Source organism: Enterobacter sp. Taxon_2, assembly GCF_058355295.1.
Genome location: NZ_CM178024.1, coordinates 4,187,628 through 4,206,908, shown reverse-complemented (window position 1 = coordinate 4,206,908; position 19,281 = coordinate 4,187,628). Strand labels below are relative to the sequence as shown.

The following is a 19,281-nucleotide window of genomic DNA, read 5'->3' as shown; positions in this document are numbered from 1 at the left end:
TCATAAAAGTTGTGACTTTTTTCTCCCTCGCTCCGGTTAAGATTTTCTCACACCAAAAACAAGCACCTGCTGCTATCTGAATCGCAATCGCTGGCGATCGGAAATTAATAAAAACAACTGTTTACCCTACAAAATAAGCGAGTGCCCAATGGATACGGCAACAAACAGCAGTGTGATTGTGAGTGATTCCCCCGCGGCAAGGCGGGCGGGAATGAGTGAAAGCGAGTGGCGAGAGGCGATTAAATTCGACAGCACCGACACGGGCTGGGTCATCATGAGTATTGGGATGGCTATCGGCGCGGGGATAGTTTTTCTCCCCGTGCAGGTCGGATTAATGGGGCTGTGGGTATTTTTGCTCTCATCAATAATCGGCTATCCGGCCATGTATTTATTCCAGCGTCTGTTTATTAATACGCTGGCGGAATCACCGGAGTGCAAAGATTACCCGAGCGTAATTAGCGGTTATTTGGGTAAGAACTGGGGCATTTTATTAGGCGCACTCTATTTCGTGATGCTGGTGATCTGGATGTTTGTCTATTCTACGGCCATCACCAACGACAGCGCCTCGTATTTGCATACCTTCGGCGTGACCGACGGTTTGTTATCAGATAATCCGTTTTACGGTTTATGCCTGATCTGCATTCTGGTGGCCATTTCGTCGCGCGGTGAAAAGCTGCTGTTTAAAGTCTCCAGCCTGATGGTGCTGACCAAATTATTCGTGGTAGCCGCGCTGGGGCTGTCAATGATTGGGCTCTGGCATCTGGCCAACGTGGGCATGCTGCCGCCGCTGGGACTGTTGATTAAAAACGCCATCATTACGCTGCCCTTTACCTTAACCTCCATTCTGTTTATTCAGACCCTGAGTCCGATGGTGATCTCATACCGTTCACGGGAAAAATCGGTGGAGGTGGCGCGCCACAAAGCGCTGCGGGCGATGAATATTGCCTTTGGCATCCTGTTTGTGACGGTCTTTTTCTACGCCGTCTCCTTCACGCTGGCGATGGGGCACGATGAGGCGGTTAAAGCCTACGAGCAGAACATTTCGGCTCTGGCGATTGCGGCGCAGTTTATCAGCGGTGATGGCGCGGGCTGGGTCAAAATCGTCAGCGTGATCCTCAATATCTTCGCCGTGATGACCGCGTTCTTCGGCGTCTATCTCGGCTTTCGCGAGGCGACGCAGGGTATCGTCATGAACATCCTGCGCCGCAGAATGCCGGCTGAGAAAATCAATGAAAACGCCGTCCAGCGCGGGATTATGCTGTTCGCCATCCTGCTGGCCTGGAGCGCGATAGTCCTGAACGCGCCGGTGCTGAGCTTCACCTCCATTTGCAGCCCCATCTTCGGCATGGTGGGCTGTCTGATCCCGGCATGGCTGGTCTACAAGGTGCCAGCCCTGCATAAATATAAAGGCGTATCGCTGGTGATAATCATCATCACCGGACTGCTGCTTTGTGTTTCTCCTTTCCTCGCATTCTCCTGAGGGTAATTAAGGTCGTAACGATGTCTGAGCAAACTCATCCTTTATGGAATCAATTTATTCGCGCGGTGCAGGAAGAAGTGAAGCCTGCCCTTGGGTGTACCGAACCCGTCTCTCTGGCATTGGCCTGTGCGATGGCCGCAGACCTTCTGCCGGGGGAGGTCACACGGATTGAGGCGTGGGTCTCGCCGAACCTGATGAAAAACGGGCTGGGCGTGACGGTACCGGGTACCGGTATGGTCGGGTTACCGATTGCGGCGGCGCTGGGCGCGATTGGCGGTAACGCGCACGCCGGACTGGAGGTGTTGAAAGATGCCACCGCCGATGCACTGGTCCGCGCCAAAGCCCTGCTTGAGGCAGGGCAAGTGCAGGTAAAACTGCAGGAGCCCTGTGATGAGATCCTCTATTCCCGCGCCTGCGTTCATGCCGGGGATCTCTCGGCAATGGTGACCATCGCGGGCGGGCATACCCGGGTGGTGGAAGTGGTTTGCCAGGGGGAAACGCGCTTTACGCTTGACGATCAACGGTGCCAGACGAATGACGATCCGCTGGCGGTGCTTTCAACTACTACACTGTCGCAGATCCTGGAATTTGTCGAGCAGGTGCCGTTTGAGGCGATCCGCTTTATCCTGCAGGCAGGGCGGCTGAACGATGCGCTCTCCCGCGAAGGGCTCAGCGGGAAGTGGGGGCTGCATATTGGCGCAACGCTTGATAAGCAGCGCGCGCGCGGATGGATGGCGCAGGATCTGGGGTCAGATATTGTAATTCGTACCAGCGCAGCCTCGGATGCCCGGATGGGCGGCGCGACGCTGCCGGCGATGAGTAATTCGGGCTCTGGCAATCAGGGGATCACCGCCACTATGCCGGTGGTGGTCGTGGCTGAACACGTTCAGGCTGACGACGAAAGGCTCGCGCGGGCGCTGATGCTGTCGCATCTGTCGGCGATCTATATCCATTATCAGCTTCCGCGCCTGTCCGCACTGTGTGCGGCGACAACGGCGGCGATGGGCGCCGCGGCGGGTATGGCGTGGCTGATGGGGGGCTGTTACCAGACCATCGCGATGGCGATTGGAAGCATGATCGGTGACGTCAGCGGGATGATCTGCGACGGTGCGTCAAACAGCTGCGCCATGAAGGTCTCAACCAGCGTCAGTAGCGCCTGGAAAGCGGTGATGATGGCGCTGGATGAGTCGGGCGTAACGGGCAACGAGGGGATTGTGGCGCACGATGTGGAGCAGTCAATCGCAAACCTGTGTGCGCTGGCGTGCCGCTCGATGCAGGCCACGGACCGGCAGATTATTGAGATTATGGCGAGTAAGGTGTCGTGATTTAATCCAACCCGTTACCCCTCACCCTGGCCCTCTCCCTAAAGGGGAGAGGGAACGATCGAGCCCCTAGCCCCTTTGGGGAGAGGGGTTGGGGTGAGGGGCAAGTGGCATTCTTTAAACCGGCAAATCAATCAGCAGCGCGCGCAGCGGCGTATCCGCCACCAGGGTGATATTCGCTTCATCACGAATAAACGCCCCGTCGCCGCAGGTTAGCGCTTCTTTCTCTTCAGTATGCGTCACCGCATGCACCGTACCGTGAATAGACTGCAAATAGGCGCGCGGGCCATGAAGCTGGAAGCTCGCCTGTTCACCTTTCTTCAGTTCGATATGGTGCAGCCACACCTGCTGACGCAGCTGCAGGCTACCTTTACTGCCATCCGGCGATGCAATCAGCTGCTGCTTATCGCCCGTTAAATCTAACTTCTGTACCAGCGGATTTTCCCGCTCAGGGCAGGCGTCCAGCCACAGCTGCATGCGGGTCAGCGTTTTGTCTTTGCTGAGGTTATGCTCGCTGTAGCTGATGCCCGGTTGCGTGGAAATTAACAACGCTTCGCCAGCCTTTGCCTGGACATGATTGCCCTCGCTATCGCGGTATTCTGCCTCGCCTTCCAGGATCAGGTTCAGGATATCGACTTTCGGGTACGTACGCGGCTGGAAGGAGGCGCCCGGGGCGAGCACTTCCTGGTTCAACACGCGCAATGAAGCGTAACCGAGGAGTTTAGGGTCAAAGTAGTGTCCAAAGGAAAAGGTGTAGCGGGCCTGCAGCCAACCGAAATCGGCTTGTCCGCACTGTTTAGCTGTTCTTGTCGTAATCATAAACTTGACCTCTCTTTACACTAAAACAATGGTAAAGGTATGGACGCTGCATTGTTAGCCAGATATTCTGCCTGGTATGTTCAAATTTCCTGAATGAGAACGAGATGGCTAAAGAGAGAGCATTGACGCTTGAGGCGCTTCGCGTCATGGACGCGATTGACCGGCGCGGCAGTTTTGCGGCGGCGGCCGATGAACTGGGGCGCGTTCCGTCTGCGCTGAGCTACACCATGCAGAAGCTGGAAGAAGAGTTGGACGTGGTGCTGTTTGACCGATCCGGTCATCGAACTAAATTCACCAACGTCGGGCGGATGCTGCTGGAGCGTGGCCGCGTGCTGCTGGAAGCGGCGGACAAGCTCACGACGGACGCCGAAGCGCTGGCGCGCGGCTGGGAAACCCATCTGACGTTAGTTACCGAAGCGCTGGTGCCGTCAGAAGCGCTGTTCCCGCTGGTGGACCGCCTGGCAGCGAAGGCCAATACGCAGCTGTCGATCATCACCGAGGTGCTGGCAGGGGCGTGGGAGCGTCTGGAGACGGGCAGGGCGGATATCGTCATTGCGCCGGACATGCACTTCCGCTCATCGTCAGAAATCAACTCGCGCAAGCTCTACAGCGTGATGAACGTCTACGTTGCCGCCCCCAACCACCCGATTCACCAGGAGCCGGAGCCGCTCTCTGAAGTCACGCGCGTGAAGTATCGCGGCGTGGCGGTCGCGGATACCGCGCGCGAGCGTCCGGTGCTGACGGTGCAGTTACTGGATAAGCAGCCTCGTCTGACGGTGACCTCGCTGGAAGACAAACGGCAGGCGCTGCTGGCAGGTCTGGGCGTGGCGACCATGCCGTACCCGTTTGTGGAAAAAGATATTGCAGAAGGGCGACTGCGGGTCGTGAGCCCGGAGTATACCAGCGAAGTGGATATCATTATGGCGTGGCGTCGCGACAGCATGGGCGAAGCCAAATCATGGTGCCTGCGCGAAATACCCAAACTTTTCGCCCACCACAATAAATGAACGAGTAGGCCCGGTAAGCGTCAGCGCCACCGGGCGTTATTTTACGCGCCGACCTTAGGATCGGGGCCAAAGCGGTTTTCGCCCGGCGTCCCGCTCTGGCAGTTGAAAATCAAAATCACGATCCAGCCCACAATCGGGATCAACAGCAGCAATAGCCACCACGCTGAACGATCGGTGTCGTGCAGTCGACGGAACAGCACCGCCCATGATGGCAGAAGGACCAACAGGCCATAAATGGTGGTCAGCACGCCTTCACCGCCAGCCCGCTCCCAGCCGAGAATTTTATCCACGATGCCCAGCACCATAATCAGGACGAAGTTCACCAGAACAAACATCCAGTACTCTTTGCGGCGGGCGCGGCCACCAAATCCAATGTAGTTGCGCAGTACTTTTAAATACCAGTCCATTTTCCTTGCCTCATTAGTCAGTCAATCACTTGTTTTCTAAGCGATCGAGGTAAGGATAGATGGAGATTGTGAATTAAAAAAGGACATCTATTGATGCCCTTAATATTTATCCAAAACGGACGTCGCGCCCGTGAGGTTCATCCAGATCCTGCCACGGCCCAATGGAGATAATGCCCGTCGGGTTGATGGTCTTGTGGCTGCGGAAATAGTGGGTGCGAATATGGTCGAAGTCGACCGTCTCCGCGATGCCCGGCATCTGGTAGATGTCGCGCAGGAAACCATACAGGTTCAGGTAATCGCTGATGCGGTGCTTGTCGCACTTAAAGTGGGTGACATAGACCGGATCAAAGCGAACCAGCGTGGTCCACAGGCGAATGTCCGCTTCCGTCAGGCGATCGCCCGTCAGGTAGCGATGCTTGCCCAGGAGCTGTTCCAGGCGTTCAAGCGATTCAAACACTTTTCCAACCGCTTCGTCATACGCTTCCTGGCTGGTGGCGAAACCGGCCTTATAGACACCGTTGTTGACGTTGTCGTAAATCCAGCTGTTCAGCTCATCAATCTTATCGCGCAATTCAACCGGGTAGTAATCCCCGGCGCGGGCGCCGTGGGCATCAAATGCGGTATTGAACATGCGGATGATTTCCGCAGACTCATTGCTGACAATCGTCTGGTTTTTCTTGTCCCACAGCACCGGCACGGTCACGCGACCGGTGTAATGCGGATCGGCGCGCAGATAGAGCTGGTACAGGAAATCGTGGTGATACAGTTCGTCGCCGGTCGCCGCAGGGAAATCACTGTCAAACGTCCAGCCGTTTTCCAGCATCAACGGGTTGACGACGGAAACCGGAATGAAGGATTCAAGACCTTTAAGCTTGCGCACGATCAGCGTGCGGTGGGCCCACGGACAGGCAAGGGAAACATAAAGATGATAACGGTCTTTCTCAGCCGCGAAGCCGCCTTCACCGCTAGGGCCTGGCGCACCATCGGCGGTCAGCCAGTTACGGAAGGCCGAAACAGAGCGCTTAAAGCGACCTCCGGTGGATTTGGTGTCATACCAGACATCCTGCCAGACGCCGTCTACGAGTTGTCCCATTTTTTCTCCTCCGTCAGATAGCAAAAGCGAGGAGATGTCTCCTCGCTTTGTGTTCATTCAGTATAGCGTGCTTACCATTTCTTATTCAGAACGCGGTCGATGCTGTATGCGCCCGGGCCAGTGACGGCCAGCAGCAGGAAGCCACCCGCGATGGTCAGGTTTTTCATGAACATCAGAGAGTTCACGCCTTCCGCAAAGTTGCTGTGGAAGATGAACGCCGTCAGCACGGTGAAGCCTGCAGTAAACAGCGCGGTGGTGCGGGTCAGGAAGCCGAACAGGACTGCCAGGCCGCCGCCGAACTCAAGAAGAATGGTCAGTGGCAACAGGAACCCCGGAACGCCCATGGCTTCCATATACTGCTGGGTACCCGCATAACCAGTGATTTTTCCCCAACCTGCAACGATGAACAGAATTGGCATCAGAATACGCGCTACCAGTACACCAACATCTTCTAATTTTTTCATTTTACTCTCCAGGAAACCACATCAGCGGCTGAACGTTATTTGTCTGCAATTCCGGGTAGATACCGCGTCGTTGCTGTCGATGGAGAGGATAATAAACGGGGCGGGTGGCAATTGTTAGCAAGGAAAACTGTCAATCTTTTTCAAAGATATTGAGTAAGGGAGAGTGCGCGCTGGTGCCCTCACCCCAACCCTCTCCCACGGGGAGAGGGCGCAAAAACAAAAAACGGTAACCTGAGTTACCGTTTTGCTTTTACCTCGTAGCCGCCACCCGGCGAGAAGGCTAGCGTAATTGCTGCTGCCGCAACGTTGCTTTCACCAGACGCCAGGCGCTCCAGGCACCAAATCCACGACGCGCCCAGCGGATCAGCATGTTCGGATGACGAACGGACCAGATAGCCATCACGCTGCTGCCGACCAGCGCCCATGAACGCAGGCTCAGGACGGTATTCCAGCCCCGGTCAAACCGTCGCGTCGCGTCAATCCAGTCGCGACGGCTGGCAGACAGGTCCAGCCGTTGCTGCTGGATCTGGCTTAGCAGGTACGCTTTTCGCTTTTGACGTTCGGCTTTACCGCTCACGGCTAGTCATCCTCCAGCAGGGCGCGATCGTTCGCCAGCTCCTGACGCGTATGGCGTAGGAATGTGGACTTGCGCGCTTTACGCAGCGTCCAGATACCGCCGATCAACGCGGCGACCAGCAGAACGACGGTGGTGGCAATCATCGCGTTAAGACGATACTGCGGGTCAATGGCCCAGATGATTAACACCATCAGGCTCATCAGGCCAAACGCGGCGAAGAGCATGGTCAGCCCGAGCATCAGCAGCATCTGGAAGAGGTTCGCTTTCTCCTCTTCCAGCTCGACCACTGCCAGCCGGACGCGCGTTTCGGCAATCCCGACCAGCGTCGTTAAAATACGCTGGCCGATGCCGAGGACGTTGTTAGCAGGCCCTTGTGCGTGACGAGGATCTTCCATATCAACGACGCGTCAGCAGGACACCCAGTACCACACCCACTGCGGCACCAATCCCTACACCCGTCCATGGATTATCACGCACATATTCGTCCGCGCGGGCAGCCGCTTCACGGGTTTGTTTCGCCAGTGCATCACCGGTTTCACCCAGGCGATAACGGCTCTCCTTCAGCGCTTGCTCCGCCTTGCTGCGCAGCTTGCTGACCTCTTCTTTTGACTTGTCAGCAGAGGAGTTCAGCACCTCTTCAAGGGTATCGGCCAGGGATTTCAGTTCAGCGCGCAGATGTTCAGACGTCGTATCTTTTGACATGATTCTCTCTCCTGTTGAGATTTCCGTTAACTCAATAATCGCGAGCTTCCAGCGCTTTCAGGTCGTCCTGCGCTTCTTTCAACTTCTTCTCGCGCTTAGCAATTTTTTCCGCATCCCCTTTCTCTTTCGCTTCCTGCAGGTCGCGAAGGCGCTCGGCTATCTCGTCCTTCTGTTCAGCGATTTTCTTCTGGTGGTCGGCACGAAGCTTGCTGTCTGAACAGTTCGCTTTCACTTCGCTCAGCGCTTTTTTTAGACCATCAACACGGTGCTGATTGTTATGCTTTTCGGCATAACCGATCTCACGCTGAATATCCTGTTCTTTCTCCTGACAGAGAGAGTTTGCGAAGGATGCTGTGCTTAAAGAAAAAAGGGCCAAAGCCAGAGTCATGCGGAATTTCATTATCGAAACCTTCCATTGTGTGGCGGCATAAGCCGCTATCCAAAGTTATGCGGAGTACATCGAGGGGTGCTCCGCGTACTTAAGCATAGTAAGTAAACGGGGGATTCACCAAAGTGAGTGAAAAGATTCGGAATCCTGGAAGTTATCCAAACCGATGCGACGTATCGCGAATCAATGAGAGCCAGGCAGCTGGCTGGCTGTCATCTTCCTGCTGAGCAATGATATACCCGCGCGGCAGCGTACGGTCGAGAACCACTTTCGCGGCGGCACTTTGCGCACGGGAATCAAACTTGATCAGTAAAACATCGTCCTGCGGGGTGATGCTCTTAAAGCGGATCCCGTTCGCATCCAGATGATGCCAGACAGAAAAACCGTCAGGCACGCTGGCACCCTGGTTTACCGGGCGGATGGCCAGCGTCGATTCCTGATGCGAAAGCGCGCTCCAGGCCAGCAGCAGGGCGCTGAGCACCACCAGCGTAATCATGGCAAAGGCAAAACGGCGCAGAGCGAGCGGTGAGATAACCATCGTCAGCCTCTGGCTCCGTATTTCTTTTTCCACAGGACGACCAGGGAGCCGATCAGGCCGAAGACCAGCAGAACCACAGGCAGCAGCATCAGGCAGGACATCAGCTGGTCTTCATATTTCATAAAGACCGGCGTTTTACCCAATGCATAACCCAGCGTCGTCAGAATAAGCACCCATAGCAGACCGCTCATCCAGTTGAAGAACTGGAAGCGCGTGCTGCTCAACCCTGACAGCCCGGCAATGGTGGGCAACAGGGTGCGAACAAAGGCAATAAAGCGGCCAATCAGCAGCGCGGAAAGCCCGTGCTTATGGAAAAGGTGGTGCGCCCGCTGATGATAATGTGCAGGCAGGTGCGAGAGCCAGTTCTGGACGATTCGGGTATTGCCCAGCCATCTTCCCTGGACATAGCTCACCCAGCAGCCGAGGCTGGCCGCGACGGTCAGTAATAAAATGGTGTGTGGAAACGCCATCGCCCCTTTGGCACACAGCACGCCGACAAGCACCAGCAAACTATCACCGGGCAGGAAGGCAGCAGGCAGCAAACCGTTCTCAAGGAACAGGATCATAAACAAGACGAAATAGAGCATGCCAATCATGGAAGGGTTGGCCAGCGTTTCAAAATCCTGCGCCCAGAGGGCATGCAGTAGTTGGGTCAAAAGTTCCATTCAGTGTTCCTGGAAATCGGTTAACGTCACGCCTGTTATCCGGGACAAACAGCACGGCGACATTGTTGTGATTTCATTATGGTCGCTCGCGGACACATTGCGGTGTGGCCAACACTGTTCCCTGTTAATTGGCTGGTTAGCAAGCACTAACTTACAAAATAAGGAATTGAATCCAATTGTAACAAAGCCCAACGTTCTGCGTCACAGAATTTGCAGGGGTGAGTTGATTTTGGCGTAAGCCCAGGAAGTGAGCGAGGGGATTTACAAAGGCTGACACTATATATGTTTTGCTTACCCATGTAAGCCGGAAGGCGCAACGTAGCGCCTGCCAGCGGGAAGGTCATCTATTTTGCGGCACTGGGGGCCGTATCGAGATGAACAACGGGATTATCGGCGAAAAGATAGCGGTCAGCGTTAAATTCGAAGTCATCGCTGGTTTCGTTGAACAACATCTGCTTGGTGTTTTCCAGGTGCTGCCACATCGCCAGCTTAGCGGCATGTGGGTCTTTACGAATCAGCGCCTTAAGGATTTTATCGTGATCGTCACACCAGTTGTCGACGGTACGGGAATCGATATGGTCGTGCAGTTTTTTCCAGTACGGGTTGTGAACGCGCTGAGTCCACATTTTCTCAACGATTGCCGCCAGCGCCGTATTCTGGGTTGCCAGGGCGACCTGAACGTGGAACTGCAAATCCCACTCTGAATCGCGGAAACATTTTTCCTTACGGGCATTCTCCTGGATCTCCATCAACTTCATGATGTCCTGCTTGGTCACCTGCGTCGCCGCAAACTCGGCAATATTGCTTTCGATCAGCTGGCGAGCCTGGAGCAGCTCAAACGGGCCATAGCTGGCGAATTCCAGACTTTCGTCCGCGACGGGAGAGTGTTTCGGCAGATTAGAAATCACGTGAATGCCGGAGCCTTTGCGTACCTCAACGTAGCCTTCCACTTCGAGCATGATAATCGCTTCACGCACCACGGTGCGGCTCACGCTTTTTTCATCCGCGATAAAGCGCTCGGCGGGAAGTTTATCACCGACAAGATAGACCCCTTGCTCGATGCGATCTTTCAGCTCGGCAGCAAGTTGTTGATATAAACGACGTGGTTCGGTGATTTCCATATGCGCTCCAGGCAGGGTACGGCAGATGATTTGTTATACCACTTTTGCGTGCCACTCTCCAGATTTTGCCACTAAAAAAGCCGCTACTGAGCGGCCTTTAAATGCCCGGCGGCGCTTCGCTTGCACGGGCCTACGGGTTTTGTAGGCCGGGTAAGCGTAGCGCCACCCGGCGGAAAAATGGTTGCTAACTCTGCGTCGCCGGTTTCCCGAGGGACTCTTTCGCCAGCTCTTCTGCCGATTTGCTTTTCAGCACCGTCCAGATCACCACCGCGCCCAGCAGGTCGAAAATAGCCAGCACGGCGAACAGCGGGCTGAAGCCGATGGTATCCGCCAGCGCGCCGACCACCAGCGCAAACATCGTACTCGCGGTCCAGGCGGCCATCCCGGTCAGGCCGTTGGCGGTGGCCACTTCGTTGCGGCCGAAAACGTCAGACGAGAGCGTTATCAGCGCGCCGGACAAGGACTGGTGCGCAAAGCCACCGATGCACAGCAGGGCAATGGCGACGTACGGGCTGGTGAACAGGCCGATCATGCCCGGGCCAATCATCAGCAGCGCACCCATGGTGACGACCATCTTACGGGAAACAATCAGGTTCACCCCAAACCAGCGCTGGAACAGCGGTGGCAGGTAGCCGCCCACGATACAGCCCAGGTCAGCGAACAGCATTGGCATCCAGGCGAACATCGCGATCTCTTTCAGGTTAAAGCCGTAGACTTTAAACATGAACAGGGGGATCCACGCGTTAAAGGTGCCCCAGGCCGGTTCAGCCAGGAAACGCGGCAGGGCGATACCCCAGAACTGACGGGTGCCCAGGATCTGCCAGACGGTCATTTTTTTGCCGTTGTTGGTCTGATGCTGCGCTTCCTGACCACCAATGATGTATTCGCGTTCTTCTTCGGAGAGTTTTTTCTGATCGCGCGGGTGTTTATAGAAAATCAGCCACGCCATTGCCCAGGCAAAGCTCAGCACGCCAGAGATGATGAACGCCATCTGCCAGCTGTGCATCACAATGGCCCACACCACCAGCGGCGGTGCAATCATTGCCCCGATGGACGAGCCCACGTTGAAGTAACCGACCGCAATGGAACGTTCTTTCGCCGGGAACCACTCGGAGCTGGCCTTGAGGCCCGCCGGGATCATCGCGGCTTCTGCCGCACCGACCGCACCACGCGCCAGCGCCAGCCCACCCCAGCTGCCTGCCAGCGCGGTGGCACCGCAGAACACCGCCCAGGCGATGGCGAAGAAGGCATAACCGATTTTGGTACCGAGAATGTCCAGCACATAGCCAGCAACAGGCTGCATGATGGTATACGCCGCGGAATAGGCGGCAATGATGTAGGAGTATTGCTGCGTGGAGATATGCAGCTCTTCCATCAATGTTGGCGCTGCAGCTGCCACGGTGTTACGCGTCAGGTAGCCCAGCACGGTGCCTAACGTCACCAGTGCGATCATATACCAACGTAACCCTTTAATTTTACGCATCTAAAACCTCATCGTTATGTTATGTCCGCGCCAGAGCACGGCAACCTCTCAACCGTTTCCGGGAGCAGTTGTGTAACGGGAGGGGCGTAGCGGGAGCATGTCCCGGAACGGCCCGAACCTTGCCATAAGTAAGCGTGCATAAGTCGGTATCCGTACCGTTAAACCCGATGCCTCTCACACCGGTAATGCATTCCGTCGGCTTAGCGTTTGCGACGGCGAAAAGATAACTTGTCATACAACTTTAAAAGGTGAGTGACATCACAAATGTATGATTCTTTGTAGGGACATTAATCGCTGCGTGCAAAGCCAGTAATGGCGCGGCCTGTAGAAGGGTTTACGCCATTGAGGGTAATTTATTTGTTGGTGTTTATTGATCTCACTCACGAAAAAAGCTTCGGTGGGTGGAAATTGGTGTGATAACTTTGCAGCATATGAACATACGCTTTCTGACGCTCCCGTAATGAGGAAGACGATAATGACGCCGTTTATGACCGAAGATTTTCTGTTGGATACCGAATTTGCTCGCCGCCTGTATCACGACTACGCAAAAGACCAGCCGATTTTCGACTACCACTGCCATTTACCGCCGCAGCAGGTTGCCGAAAATTACCGTTTCAAAAACCTGTATGACATCTGGCTGAAGGGTGACCACTATAAATGGCGTGCCATGCGCACCAACGGCGTCGCTGAGCGCCTGTGCACCGGCGATGCGACTGACCGTGAGAAGTTTGACGCCTGGGCGGCGACCGTTCCGCACACCATCGGCAACCCGCTTTATCACTGGACGCACCTTGAGCTGCGTCGTCCGTTTGGCATCACCGGCAAACTGCTCTCCCCAACGACCGCCGATGAAATCTGGGATCGGTGCAATGCGCTGCTGGCGCAGGATAACTTTTCCGCGCGCGGCATCATGAAGCAGATGAACGTGAAGATGGTGGGTACCACCGACGATCCGATTGATTCCCTGGAACATCATGCTGTCGTCGCCAAAGACACCGCTTTTGATATCAAAGTGCTCCCAAGCTGGCGCCCGGACAAAGCCTTCAACATTGAGCAGGCCACGTTTAACGACTACATGGCGAAGCTGGCGGAAGTGTCCGATACCGACATTCGTCGTTTCGCCGATCTGCAAACCGCGCTGACCAAACGTCTGGATCACTTCGCGGCGCACGGCTGTAAAGTCTCTGACCACGCGCTGGACGTCGTGCTGTTCGCGGAATCAAACGAGGCCGAGCTGGACAGCATCCTTGCGCGTCGCCTGTCCGGTGAATCGCTTAGCGAGCGCGAAGTGGCGCAGTTCAAAACGGCGGTACTGGTGTTCCTCGGTGCGGAATACGCCCGTCGCGGCTGGGTACAGCAGTACCACATCGGCGCGCTGCGCAACAATAACCAGCGCCAGTTCAAACTGATCGGTGCGGACGTGGGCTTCGACTCCATCAACGACCGTCCGCTGGCGGAAGAGTTGTCCAAACTGCTGAGCAAACAGAACGAACAAAACCTGCTGCCAAAAACCATCCTGTACTGCCTGAACCCGCGCGATAACGAAGTGCTGGGTACTATGGTCGGCAACTTCCAGGGCGAAGGAATGCCGGGCAAGATGCAGTTCGGTTCTGGCTGGTGGTTCAACGATCAGAAAGACGGCATGGAGCGTCAGATGACGCAGCTGGCGCAGCTTGGCCTGCTGAGCCGCTTTGTCGGCATGCTTACCGACAGCCGCAGCTTCCTCTCTTACACTCGACACGAATACTTCCGCCGCATTCTGTGCCAGATGATTGGCCGCTGGGTGCACGCGGGCGAAGCGCCGGCGGATATCCAGCTGCTGGGTGAAATGGTGAAAAACATCTGCTTTAACAATGCGCGTGACTACTTCGCCATTGAACTGAACTAAGGCCGTTTGAGGTTGATATGCAATACATCAAAATCCATTCGCTGGATAACGTGGCCGTCGCGCTGACGGATCTCGCTGAAGGCGACGTGGTGACCGTTGATAACCAGAGCGTCACCCTGCGTCAGGCGATTGCTCGCGGACACAAGTTTGCCGTGAAGCCTCTCGCTAAAGGGGACAACGTCATTAAGTACGGTCTTCCGATTGGGCATGCGCTGGCGGATATCGTGCCGGGTGAACATATTCACTCCCACAATACCCGCACCAATCTGAGCGATCTGGACGAGTACAGCTATCAACCTGATTTACCTGCGGCACAAGAGCAGGCGGCGGATCGTGACGTGCAGATCTACCGCCGCGCCAATGGCGACGTGGGGATCCGCAACGAGCTGTGGATCCTCCCGACCGTCGGCTGCGTGAACGGGATTGCGCGTCAGATCCAGACGCACTTCCTGAAAGAGACTCACGATGCCGAAGGCACCGACGGGGTACATCTGTTTAGCCACACCTACGGCTGCTCCCAGCTGGGTGATGACCACATTAATACCCGCACCATGCTGCAAAACATGGTGCGTCACCCGAACGCGGGCGCGGTGCTGGTGATTGGCCTGGGTTGCGAGAACAACCAGGTGGACGCCTTCCGCGAAACGCTGGGGGAATTCGACCCTGAGCGCGTGCATTTTATGGTGTGTCAGCATCAGGACGACGAAGTTGAAGCGGGCGTTGAGCAGCTTCATCAGCTGTATAACGTGATGCGCCACGACAAGCGCGAGCCGGGCAAGCTGAGCGAGCTGAAGTTTGGTCTGGAGTGCGGCGGGTCTGACGGCCTGTCCGGTATCACCGCCAACCCGATGCTGGGTCGCTTCTCGGACTATATGATTGCTAACGGCGGCACGACGGTGTTGACCGAGGTGCCGGAGATGTTCGGCGCGGAACGTATTCTGATGAGCCACTGCCGCGACGAAGAGACGTTTGAGAAAACCGTCACCATGGTGAACGACTTCAAACAGTACTTCATTGCCCACAATCAGCCCATTTATGAAAACCCGTCTCCGGGTAACAAAGCGGGCGGGATCACCACGCTGGAAGAGAAATCCCTCGGCTGCACCCAGAAAGCGGGCGCGAGCCAGGTGGTTGACGTTCTGCGCTACGGCGAGCGCCTGAAAACGCACGGTCTGAACCTGCTGAGCGCTCCGGGTAACGATGCTGTCGCCACCAGCGCGCTGGCGGGTGCCGGCTGCCATATGGTGCTGTTCAGCACCGGGCGCGGTACGCCGTACGGCGGTTTTGTGCCGACGGTGAAAATCGCCACCAACAGCGAGCTGGCGGCAAAGAAAAAGCACTGGATAGACTTCGATGCGGGCCAGCTGATCCACGGCAAAGCCATGCCGCAGCTGCTGACGGAGTTCGTGGACGCGATTGTGGAATTTGCCAACGGCAGGCAGACCTGCAACGAGAAGAACGATTTCCGCGAGCTGGCGATCTTTAAGAGTGGTGTGACACTTTAGTCGGTGCGGCCTGATGCCCTCACCCTGGCCCTCTCCCACGGGGAGAGGGTACAAACACTAAAAACGGCAACCTCAGGGTTGCCGTTTTGCTGTTAACCTCGCAGGGCGTTCTTCGCTAAACGCGCGTCTTCCGCCTGGCACACGGCGGCGGTGAACATCACGTCGGTGGAGGAGTTAATCGCCGTCTCGCAGGAGTCCTGCAATACGCCGATGATAAAGCCCACCGCAACCACCTGCATGGCGATCTCGTTCGGGATGCCGAACATATTACATGCCAGCGGGATCAGCAGCAGGGAACCGCCCGCCACACCGGATGCGCCGCAGGCACACAGCGAAGCCACCACGCTTAGCAGCAGCGCGGTTGGCAGATCCACCGGAATACCCAGCGTATTGACCGCCGCCAGCGTCAGCACCGTGATGGTAATTGCCGCCCCCGCCATATTGACGGTCGCACCCAGCGGAATGGATACGGAGTAGGTATCACGGTCCAGATTCAGCTTCTCACACAGCGACATGTTGACCGGAATGTTTGCCGCCGAGCTGCGGGTGAAGAAGGCGGTCACGCCGCTTTCGCGCAGGCACATCAGCACCAGCGGGTACGGGTTCCGACGGGTCTGCAGAAACACCAGCAGCGGATTAATCACCAGAGCCACGACGGCCATACAGCCAATCAGCACCAACAGCAGCTGCGCATAGCCCCACAGCGCGCCGAAACCGGTGGTTGCCAGCGTGGATGCCACGAGGCCAAAAATACCAATCGGTGCGAAGCGGATCACCACCGTCACGATAAAGGTTACGGCGTGAGAAAGGTCGTTAACCAGATTTTTGGTCGTGTCGTTGCTGTGGCGCAGAGCGAAGCCCAGACCGACGGCCCATACCAGGATCCCGATGTAGTTCGCGTTGATCAGCGCATGGATCGGGTTGGCGACAATGCTCATCAGCAGGCCGTGCATCACCTCAACAATACCCGCGGGCGGCGTAATGTCGGTCGCGCCGGTGGTCAGCTGCAGCGTGGACGGGAAGATAAAGCTCACGACAACCGCCGTCAGCGCGGCCGAGAACGTCCCCAGCAGATACATCCACAGAATCGGGCGAATATTGGTTTTCTGCCCCTGCTGGTGGTTGGCGATTGAGGCCATCACCAGGGTCAAAACCAGAACCGGCGCGACCGCTTTCAGCGCGCCGACGAACAGCGTGCCGAGCAGGCCGGTGGCCTCGGCGGCAGGTTTTGAGATCAGTGCCAGCGCGACGCCGAGCACCAGTCCAACCAGTATTTGCTTAACGAGGCTGCCGCGCGACAGGCGCGCAAACAGACCAGACAAGGATGTAGACATAGGTGTTCCTTAAGTGAAATTGCGTTCCATCCCGGATGTGCTCTTAGTCACATTTATGTCCGGATGTAAGTAAATGTTTGCCTGGTCGAGTATAGGGAAAGTGTCTTGGGAGGGAAGCGTAAAATGCTGGATTTTACGTGGTGCGTCATGTTTTTTAACTACTGCGTTACAAATGTGTGTTCACCCTCTCCCTGTGGGAGAGGGCCGGGGTGAGGGCATCACCCCGCACCGAACGTTTTACTCCACCTGCTGCTTCTTATCGTGCTGGCGGTTAACCCAGGAATTGATAATCAGCGTCACGATCAGAATGCCAAACACCACGCCAAGCGAAATGGCGATCGGGATATGGTAGAAATCGACGATCAGCATCTTGATACCGATAAACACCAGGATCACCGACAGACCGTACTTCAGCATCGAGAAGCGCTCCGCCGCGCCCGCCAGCAGGAAGTACATCGCACGCAGGCCGAGAATAGCGAACAGGTTTGAGGTCAGGACGATGAACGGGTCGGTGGTGACCGCAAAAATGGCCGGGATGCTGTCCACGGCGAAAATCACGTCGCTCAGCTCAACCAGAATCAGCACCAGCAGCAGCGGGGTGGCAAACAGCAGGCCATTCTTGCGCACGAAGAAGTGCTCGCTCTCAATCTTGTCGGTCATGCGCAGGTGTCCACGGATCCACTTCACCAGCGGGCGATCGCCAATCGCAGAGCCGTCCTCTTTCGCCAGCGCCATTTTGACCCCGGTGAACAGCAGGAACGCGCCGAAGACGTACAGCAGCCATTCGAACTGGGTAATCAGCCAGCTGCCGGCGAAGATCATTATGGTACGCAGAACAATGGCACCCAGTACGCCATAAACCAGCACGCGGCGCTGCAGGGCAGCAGGCACGGCGAAGTAGCTGAACAGCATCAGCCAGACGAAGACGTTATCCACCGCCAGGGCTTTTTCAATCAGATAACCGGTGAGGAAGGCGAGGGCCTGAGGATCGGCAACCGCGCGGCCTTCGGTCGAGGCCAGATACCACCAGAAGGCGGCACAGAACAGCAGGGAGAGGGTGACCCACACCAGAGACCAGGCCGCAGCCTGTTTGATGCTCATGCCGTGTGCGCCGCGACGCCCCTGCAAAAAGAGGTCGATCGCCAGCATGATGAGCACGACAACCGCGAATCCGCCCCACAACATTGGAGTGCCGACAGAATGCATACTATTTTCCTTACACATAAAAAACAAAAACGGCCATGGTCAGAAGACGATAGCCGTTAGCTTTTTATGCATAGACCTCGCCTTCCGGCAAGGTCTCACTTACAACCACGAGGGTTGCCCGGCGACCGGATGCGGTATTGCACGCATCGTAATGACGATCCACCGGCGAAGAAGTTACTCCCCTTTGCAGGTAACAAAATATGTCAGACCATCGGTTTCGTCAATGGTCTGCACCGTTTCATTACACAGCTTTACGCGATCGCTTCCGCGCTGATGCCGTCTGCCGGGAACACCACGCCGGTCTGGCGGCGGATCTCCGTTTGCAGCTTCGCCGTGGTGCGGCTCACCGCCAGGCCAGGGTGATTCACTTCGTTGTCTTCCACCAGACGGGCGAAGACCTCTGCCTCATAGAGCATAGTGTTAATATGCTGAGGCTGCGTCAGCTCCTGCGCTTTGCCGCCGCGCGGCACAAAGCTCACTTTCTGACACTCTGAGATCTTCTCGATAACCAGCGAGCCCGCCTCGCCCTGAATTTCGCTCGGCAGCACGGAATCGCTCACCTTGGAGTGCTGCAGCGTGACGCTGAAATCACCGTAATCCAGCACTACGAGTCCGTGCGCATCCACGCCGCTCTCCAGCAGGCTGGCGGTGGCCGTTACGCCGTGCGGTTCGCCCCACAGGGCCACGGCAGAGGCCAGACAGTAGAAGCCGATATCCATAATCGAACCGTTAGAGAAGGCCGGGTTAAAGGTATTCGGGTTCTCGCCGTCCAGATAGCGCTGGTAGCGCGACGAGTACTGGCAGTAGTTGATAAAGGCTTTACGCACTTTGCCAATTTTCGGCAGGGACTGCTGCAGCAGCAGGAAATTCGGCAGGCTGGCGGTTTTGAACGCTTCGAACAGCACCACCTGATTTTCGCGGGCAAGCGCAATGGCCGCTTCCACTTCCTGGATATTCGACGCCAGCGGCTTCTCGCAAATCACATGCTTTTTGTGGCTGAGAAACAGCTTTGTCTGCGGGAAGTGCAGGGAGTTCGGGCTGGCGATATAGACCGCGTCAATGGCGTCGCTTTGCGCCATCTCATCAAGCGAGGTGAAGAGATGCTCAACGAGGTAGTCGTTAGCAAAACTCTGCGCCTGCTCAAGGCTGCGGGAATAGACTGCGGTAAGTTTAAGTTTGCCGGTTTCGTGGGCGGCGTCGACGAACTGGCGTGTGATCCAGTTCGTACCAATGACTGCGAAACGTATCATAAACGTTTACGTACTCCGTTGCGGGGAACCTT

General features: G+C 56.3%; 20 protein-coding genes. 5 read left to right on the top strand and 15 right to left on the bottom strand.

Annotated elements, in window-relative coordinates; genetic code table 11:
- The first annotated feature begins 148 nt into the window (after positions 1–148).
- Complete coding sequence (locus AC4IC4_RS19965; protein WP_491471781.1) at positions 149–1,480, top strand: SLC5/6 family protein; 1,332 nt, start codon at positions 149–151, stop codon at positions 1,478–1,480.
- 20 nt (positions 1,481–1,500) lie between these two features.
- A complete protein-coding gene (locus tag AC4IC4_RS19960) occupies positions 1,501–2,805 on the top strand; it encodes an L-cysteine desulfidase family protein (RefSeq protein WP_491471780.1) in 1,305 nt (434 codons plus the stop codon).
- 114 nt (positions 2,806–2,919) lie between these two features.
- Here AC4IC4_RS19960 and AC4IC4_RS19955 read toward each other — a convergent pair whose 3' ends face one another.
- Positions 2,920–3,621, bottom strand: coding sequence for a pirin family protein (locus AC4IC4_RS19955; RefSeq protein ID WP_023309295.1), 702 nt, complete (start codon positions 3,619–3,621; stop codon positions 2,920–2,922).
- 104 nt (positions 3,622–3,725) lie between these two features.
- On the opposite strand from AC4IC4_RS19955, the gene AC4IC4_RS19950 reads away from it, so the two are divergent.
- Complete coding sequence (locus AC4IC4_RS19950) at positions 3,726–4,628, top strand: LysR family transcriptional regulator (RefSeq protein ID WP_032650335.1); 903 nt, start codon at positions 3,726–3,728, stop codon at positions 4,626–4,628.
- Between the two features lie 41 nt (positions 4,629–4,669).
- Here the strand turns inward: AC4IC4_RS19950 and AC4IC4_RS19945 are convergent, their stop codons facing one another.
- From AC4IC4_RS19945 to AC4IC4_RS19895, 11 genes are all read right to left on the bottom strand, one after another.
- Positions 4,670–5,035, bottom strand: a complete 366-nt coding sequence (locus AC4IC4_RS19945; protein ID WP_032650333.1) for a DUF805 domain-containing protein — start codon at positions 5,033–5,035, stop codon at positions 4,670–4,672.
- A 106-nt stretch (positions 5,036–5,141) separates the two neighbouring features.
- A complete protein-coding gene (locus tag AC4IC4_RS19940; RefSeq protein ID WP_032650332.1) occupies positions 5,142–6,128 on the bottom strand; it encodes a glutathione S-transferase family protein in 987 nt (328 codons plus the stop codon).
- Between the two features lie 71 nt (positions 6,129–6,199).
- Positions 6,200–6,592, bottom strand: a complete 393-nt coding sequence (locus tag AC4IC4_RS19935) for a DoxX family protein (protein WP_023309292.1) — start codon at positions 6,590–6,592, stop codon at positions 6,200–6,202.
- 280 nt (positions 6,593–6,872) lie between these two features.
- Positions 6,873–7,169 (bottom strand): YqjK-like family protein, encoded by a 297-nt coding sequence (locus AC4IC4_RS19930; RefSeq protein WP_024906403.1) that lies wholly within the window; start codon positions 7,167–7,169, stop codon positions 6,873–6,875.
- A 2-nt stretch (positions 7,170–7,171) separates the two neighbouring features.
- A complete protein-coding gene (locus AC4IC4_RS19925; protein WP_023333540.1) occupies positions 7,172–7,564 on the bottom strand; it encodes a phage holin family protein in 393 nt (130 codons plus the stop codon).
- Between the two features lies 1 nt (position 7,565).
- On the bottom strand, positions 7,566–7,871 hold the full coding sequence (locus AC4IC4_RS19920) for an ElaB/YgaM/YqjD family protein (protein ID WP_008503141.1): 306 nt from the start codon (positions 7,869–7,871) through the stop codon (positions 7,566–7,568).
- A 31-nt stretch (positions 7,872–7,902) separates the two neighbouring features.
- Positions 7,903–8,271, bottom strand: a complete 369-nt coding sequence (locus AC4IC4_RS19915) for a DUF1090 domain-containing protein (RefSeq protein ID WP_491471779.1) — start codon at positions 8,269–8,271, stop codon at positions 7,903–7,905.
- Positions 8,272–8,413: 142 nt separating this feature from the next.
- A complete protein-coding gene (gene mzrA / locus AC4IC4_RS19910) occupies positions 8,414–8,797 on the bottom strand; it encodes an EnvZ/OmpR regulon moderator MzrA (RefSeq protein WP_032650331.1) in 384 nt (127 codons plus the stop codon).
- Positions 8,798–8,799: 2 nt separating this feature from the next.
- On the bottom strand, positions 8,800–9,462 hold the full coding sequence (yqjA, locus tag AC4IC4_RS19905) for a DedA family general envelope maintenance protein YqjA (protein WP_491471778.1): 663 nt from the start codon (positions 9,460–9,462) through the stop codon (positions 8,800–8,802).
- 344 nt (positions 9,463–9,806) lie between these two features.
- Positions 9,807–10,583 (bottom strand): transcriptional regulator ExuR, encoded by a 777-nt coding sequence (gene exuR, locus AC4IC4_RS19900; RefSeq protein WP_249576955.1) that lies wholly within the window; start codon positions 10,581–10,583, stop codon positions 9,807–9,809.
- 184 nt (positions 10,584–10,767) lie between these two features.
- Positions 10,768–12,066, bottom strand: coding sequence for an MFS transporter (locus AC4IC4_RS19895; RefSeq protein WP_024906406.1), 1,299 nt, complete (start codon positions 12,064–12,066; stop codon positions 10,768–10,770).
- Positions 12,067–12,541: 475 nt separating this feature from the next.
- Between AC4IC4_RS19895 and uxaC the strand changes: the two genes are divergently transcribed.
- Both uxaC and AC4IC4_RS19885 read left to right on the top strand, forming a co-directional pair.
- Positions 12,542–13,954: a glucuronate isomerase gene (gene uxaC, locus AC4IC4_RS19890; protein WP_491471777.1), complete on the top strand. Its 1,413-nt coding sequence runs from the start codon at positions 12,542–12,544 to the stop codon at positions 13,952–13,954.
- Between the two features lie 17 nt (positions 13,955–13,971).
- Entirely contained in the window at positions 13,972–15,459 is a 1,488-nt protein-coding gene (locus AC4IC4_RS19885; protein ID WP_491471776.1) for a UxaA family hydrolase, read from the top strand.
- A gap of 92 nt (positions 15,460–15,551) precedes the next feature.
- Here the strand turns inward: AC4IC4_RS19885 and sstT are convergent, their stop codons facing one another.
- The 3 genes from sstT to AC4IC4_RS19870 all read right to left on the bottom strand — a co-directional run bounded on the left by sstT (position 15,552) and on the right by AC4IC4_RS19870 (position 19,249).
- Positions 15,552–16,793, bottom strand: a complete 1,242-nt coding sequence (gene sstT, locus AC4IC4_RS19880; RefSeq protein ID WP_491471775.1) for a serine/threonine transporter SstT — start codon at positions 16,791–16,793, stop codon at positions 15,552–15,554.
- Positions 16,794–17,030: 237 nt separating this feature from the next.
- Positions 17,031–17,999 (bottom strand): TerC family protein, encoded by a 969-nt coding sequence (locus tag AC4IC4_RS19875; RefSeq protein WP_491471774.1) that lies wholly within the window; start codon positions 17,997–17,999, stop codon positions 17,031–17,033.
- Positions 18,000–18,250: 251 nt separating this feature from the next.
- Positions 18,251–19,249, bottom strand: coding sequence for a Gfo/Idh/MocA family protein (locus tag AC4IC4_RS19870; protein WP_032650326.1), 999 nt, complete (start codon positions 19,247–19,249; stop codon positions 18,251–18,253).
- Positions 19,250–19,281 lie beyond the last annotated feature (32 nt).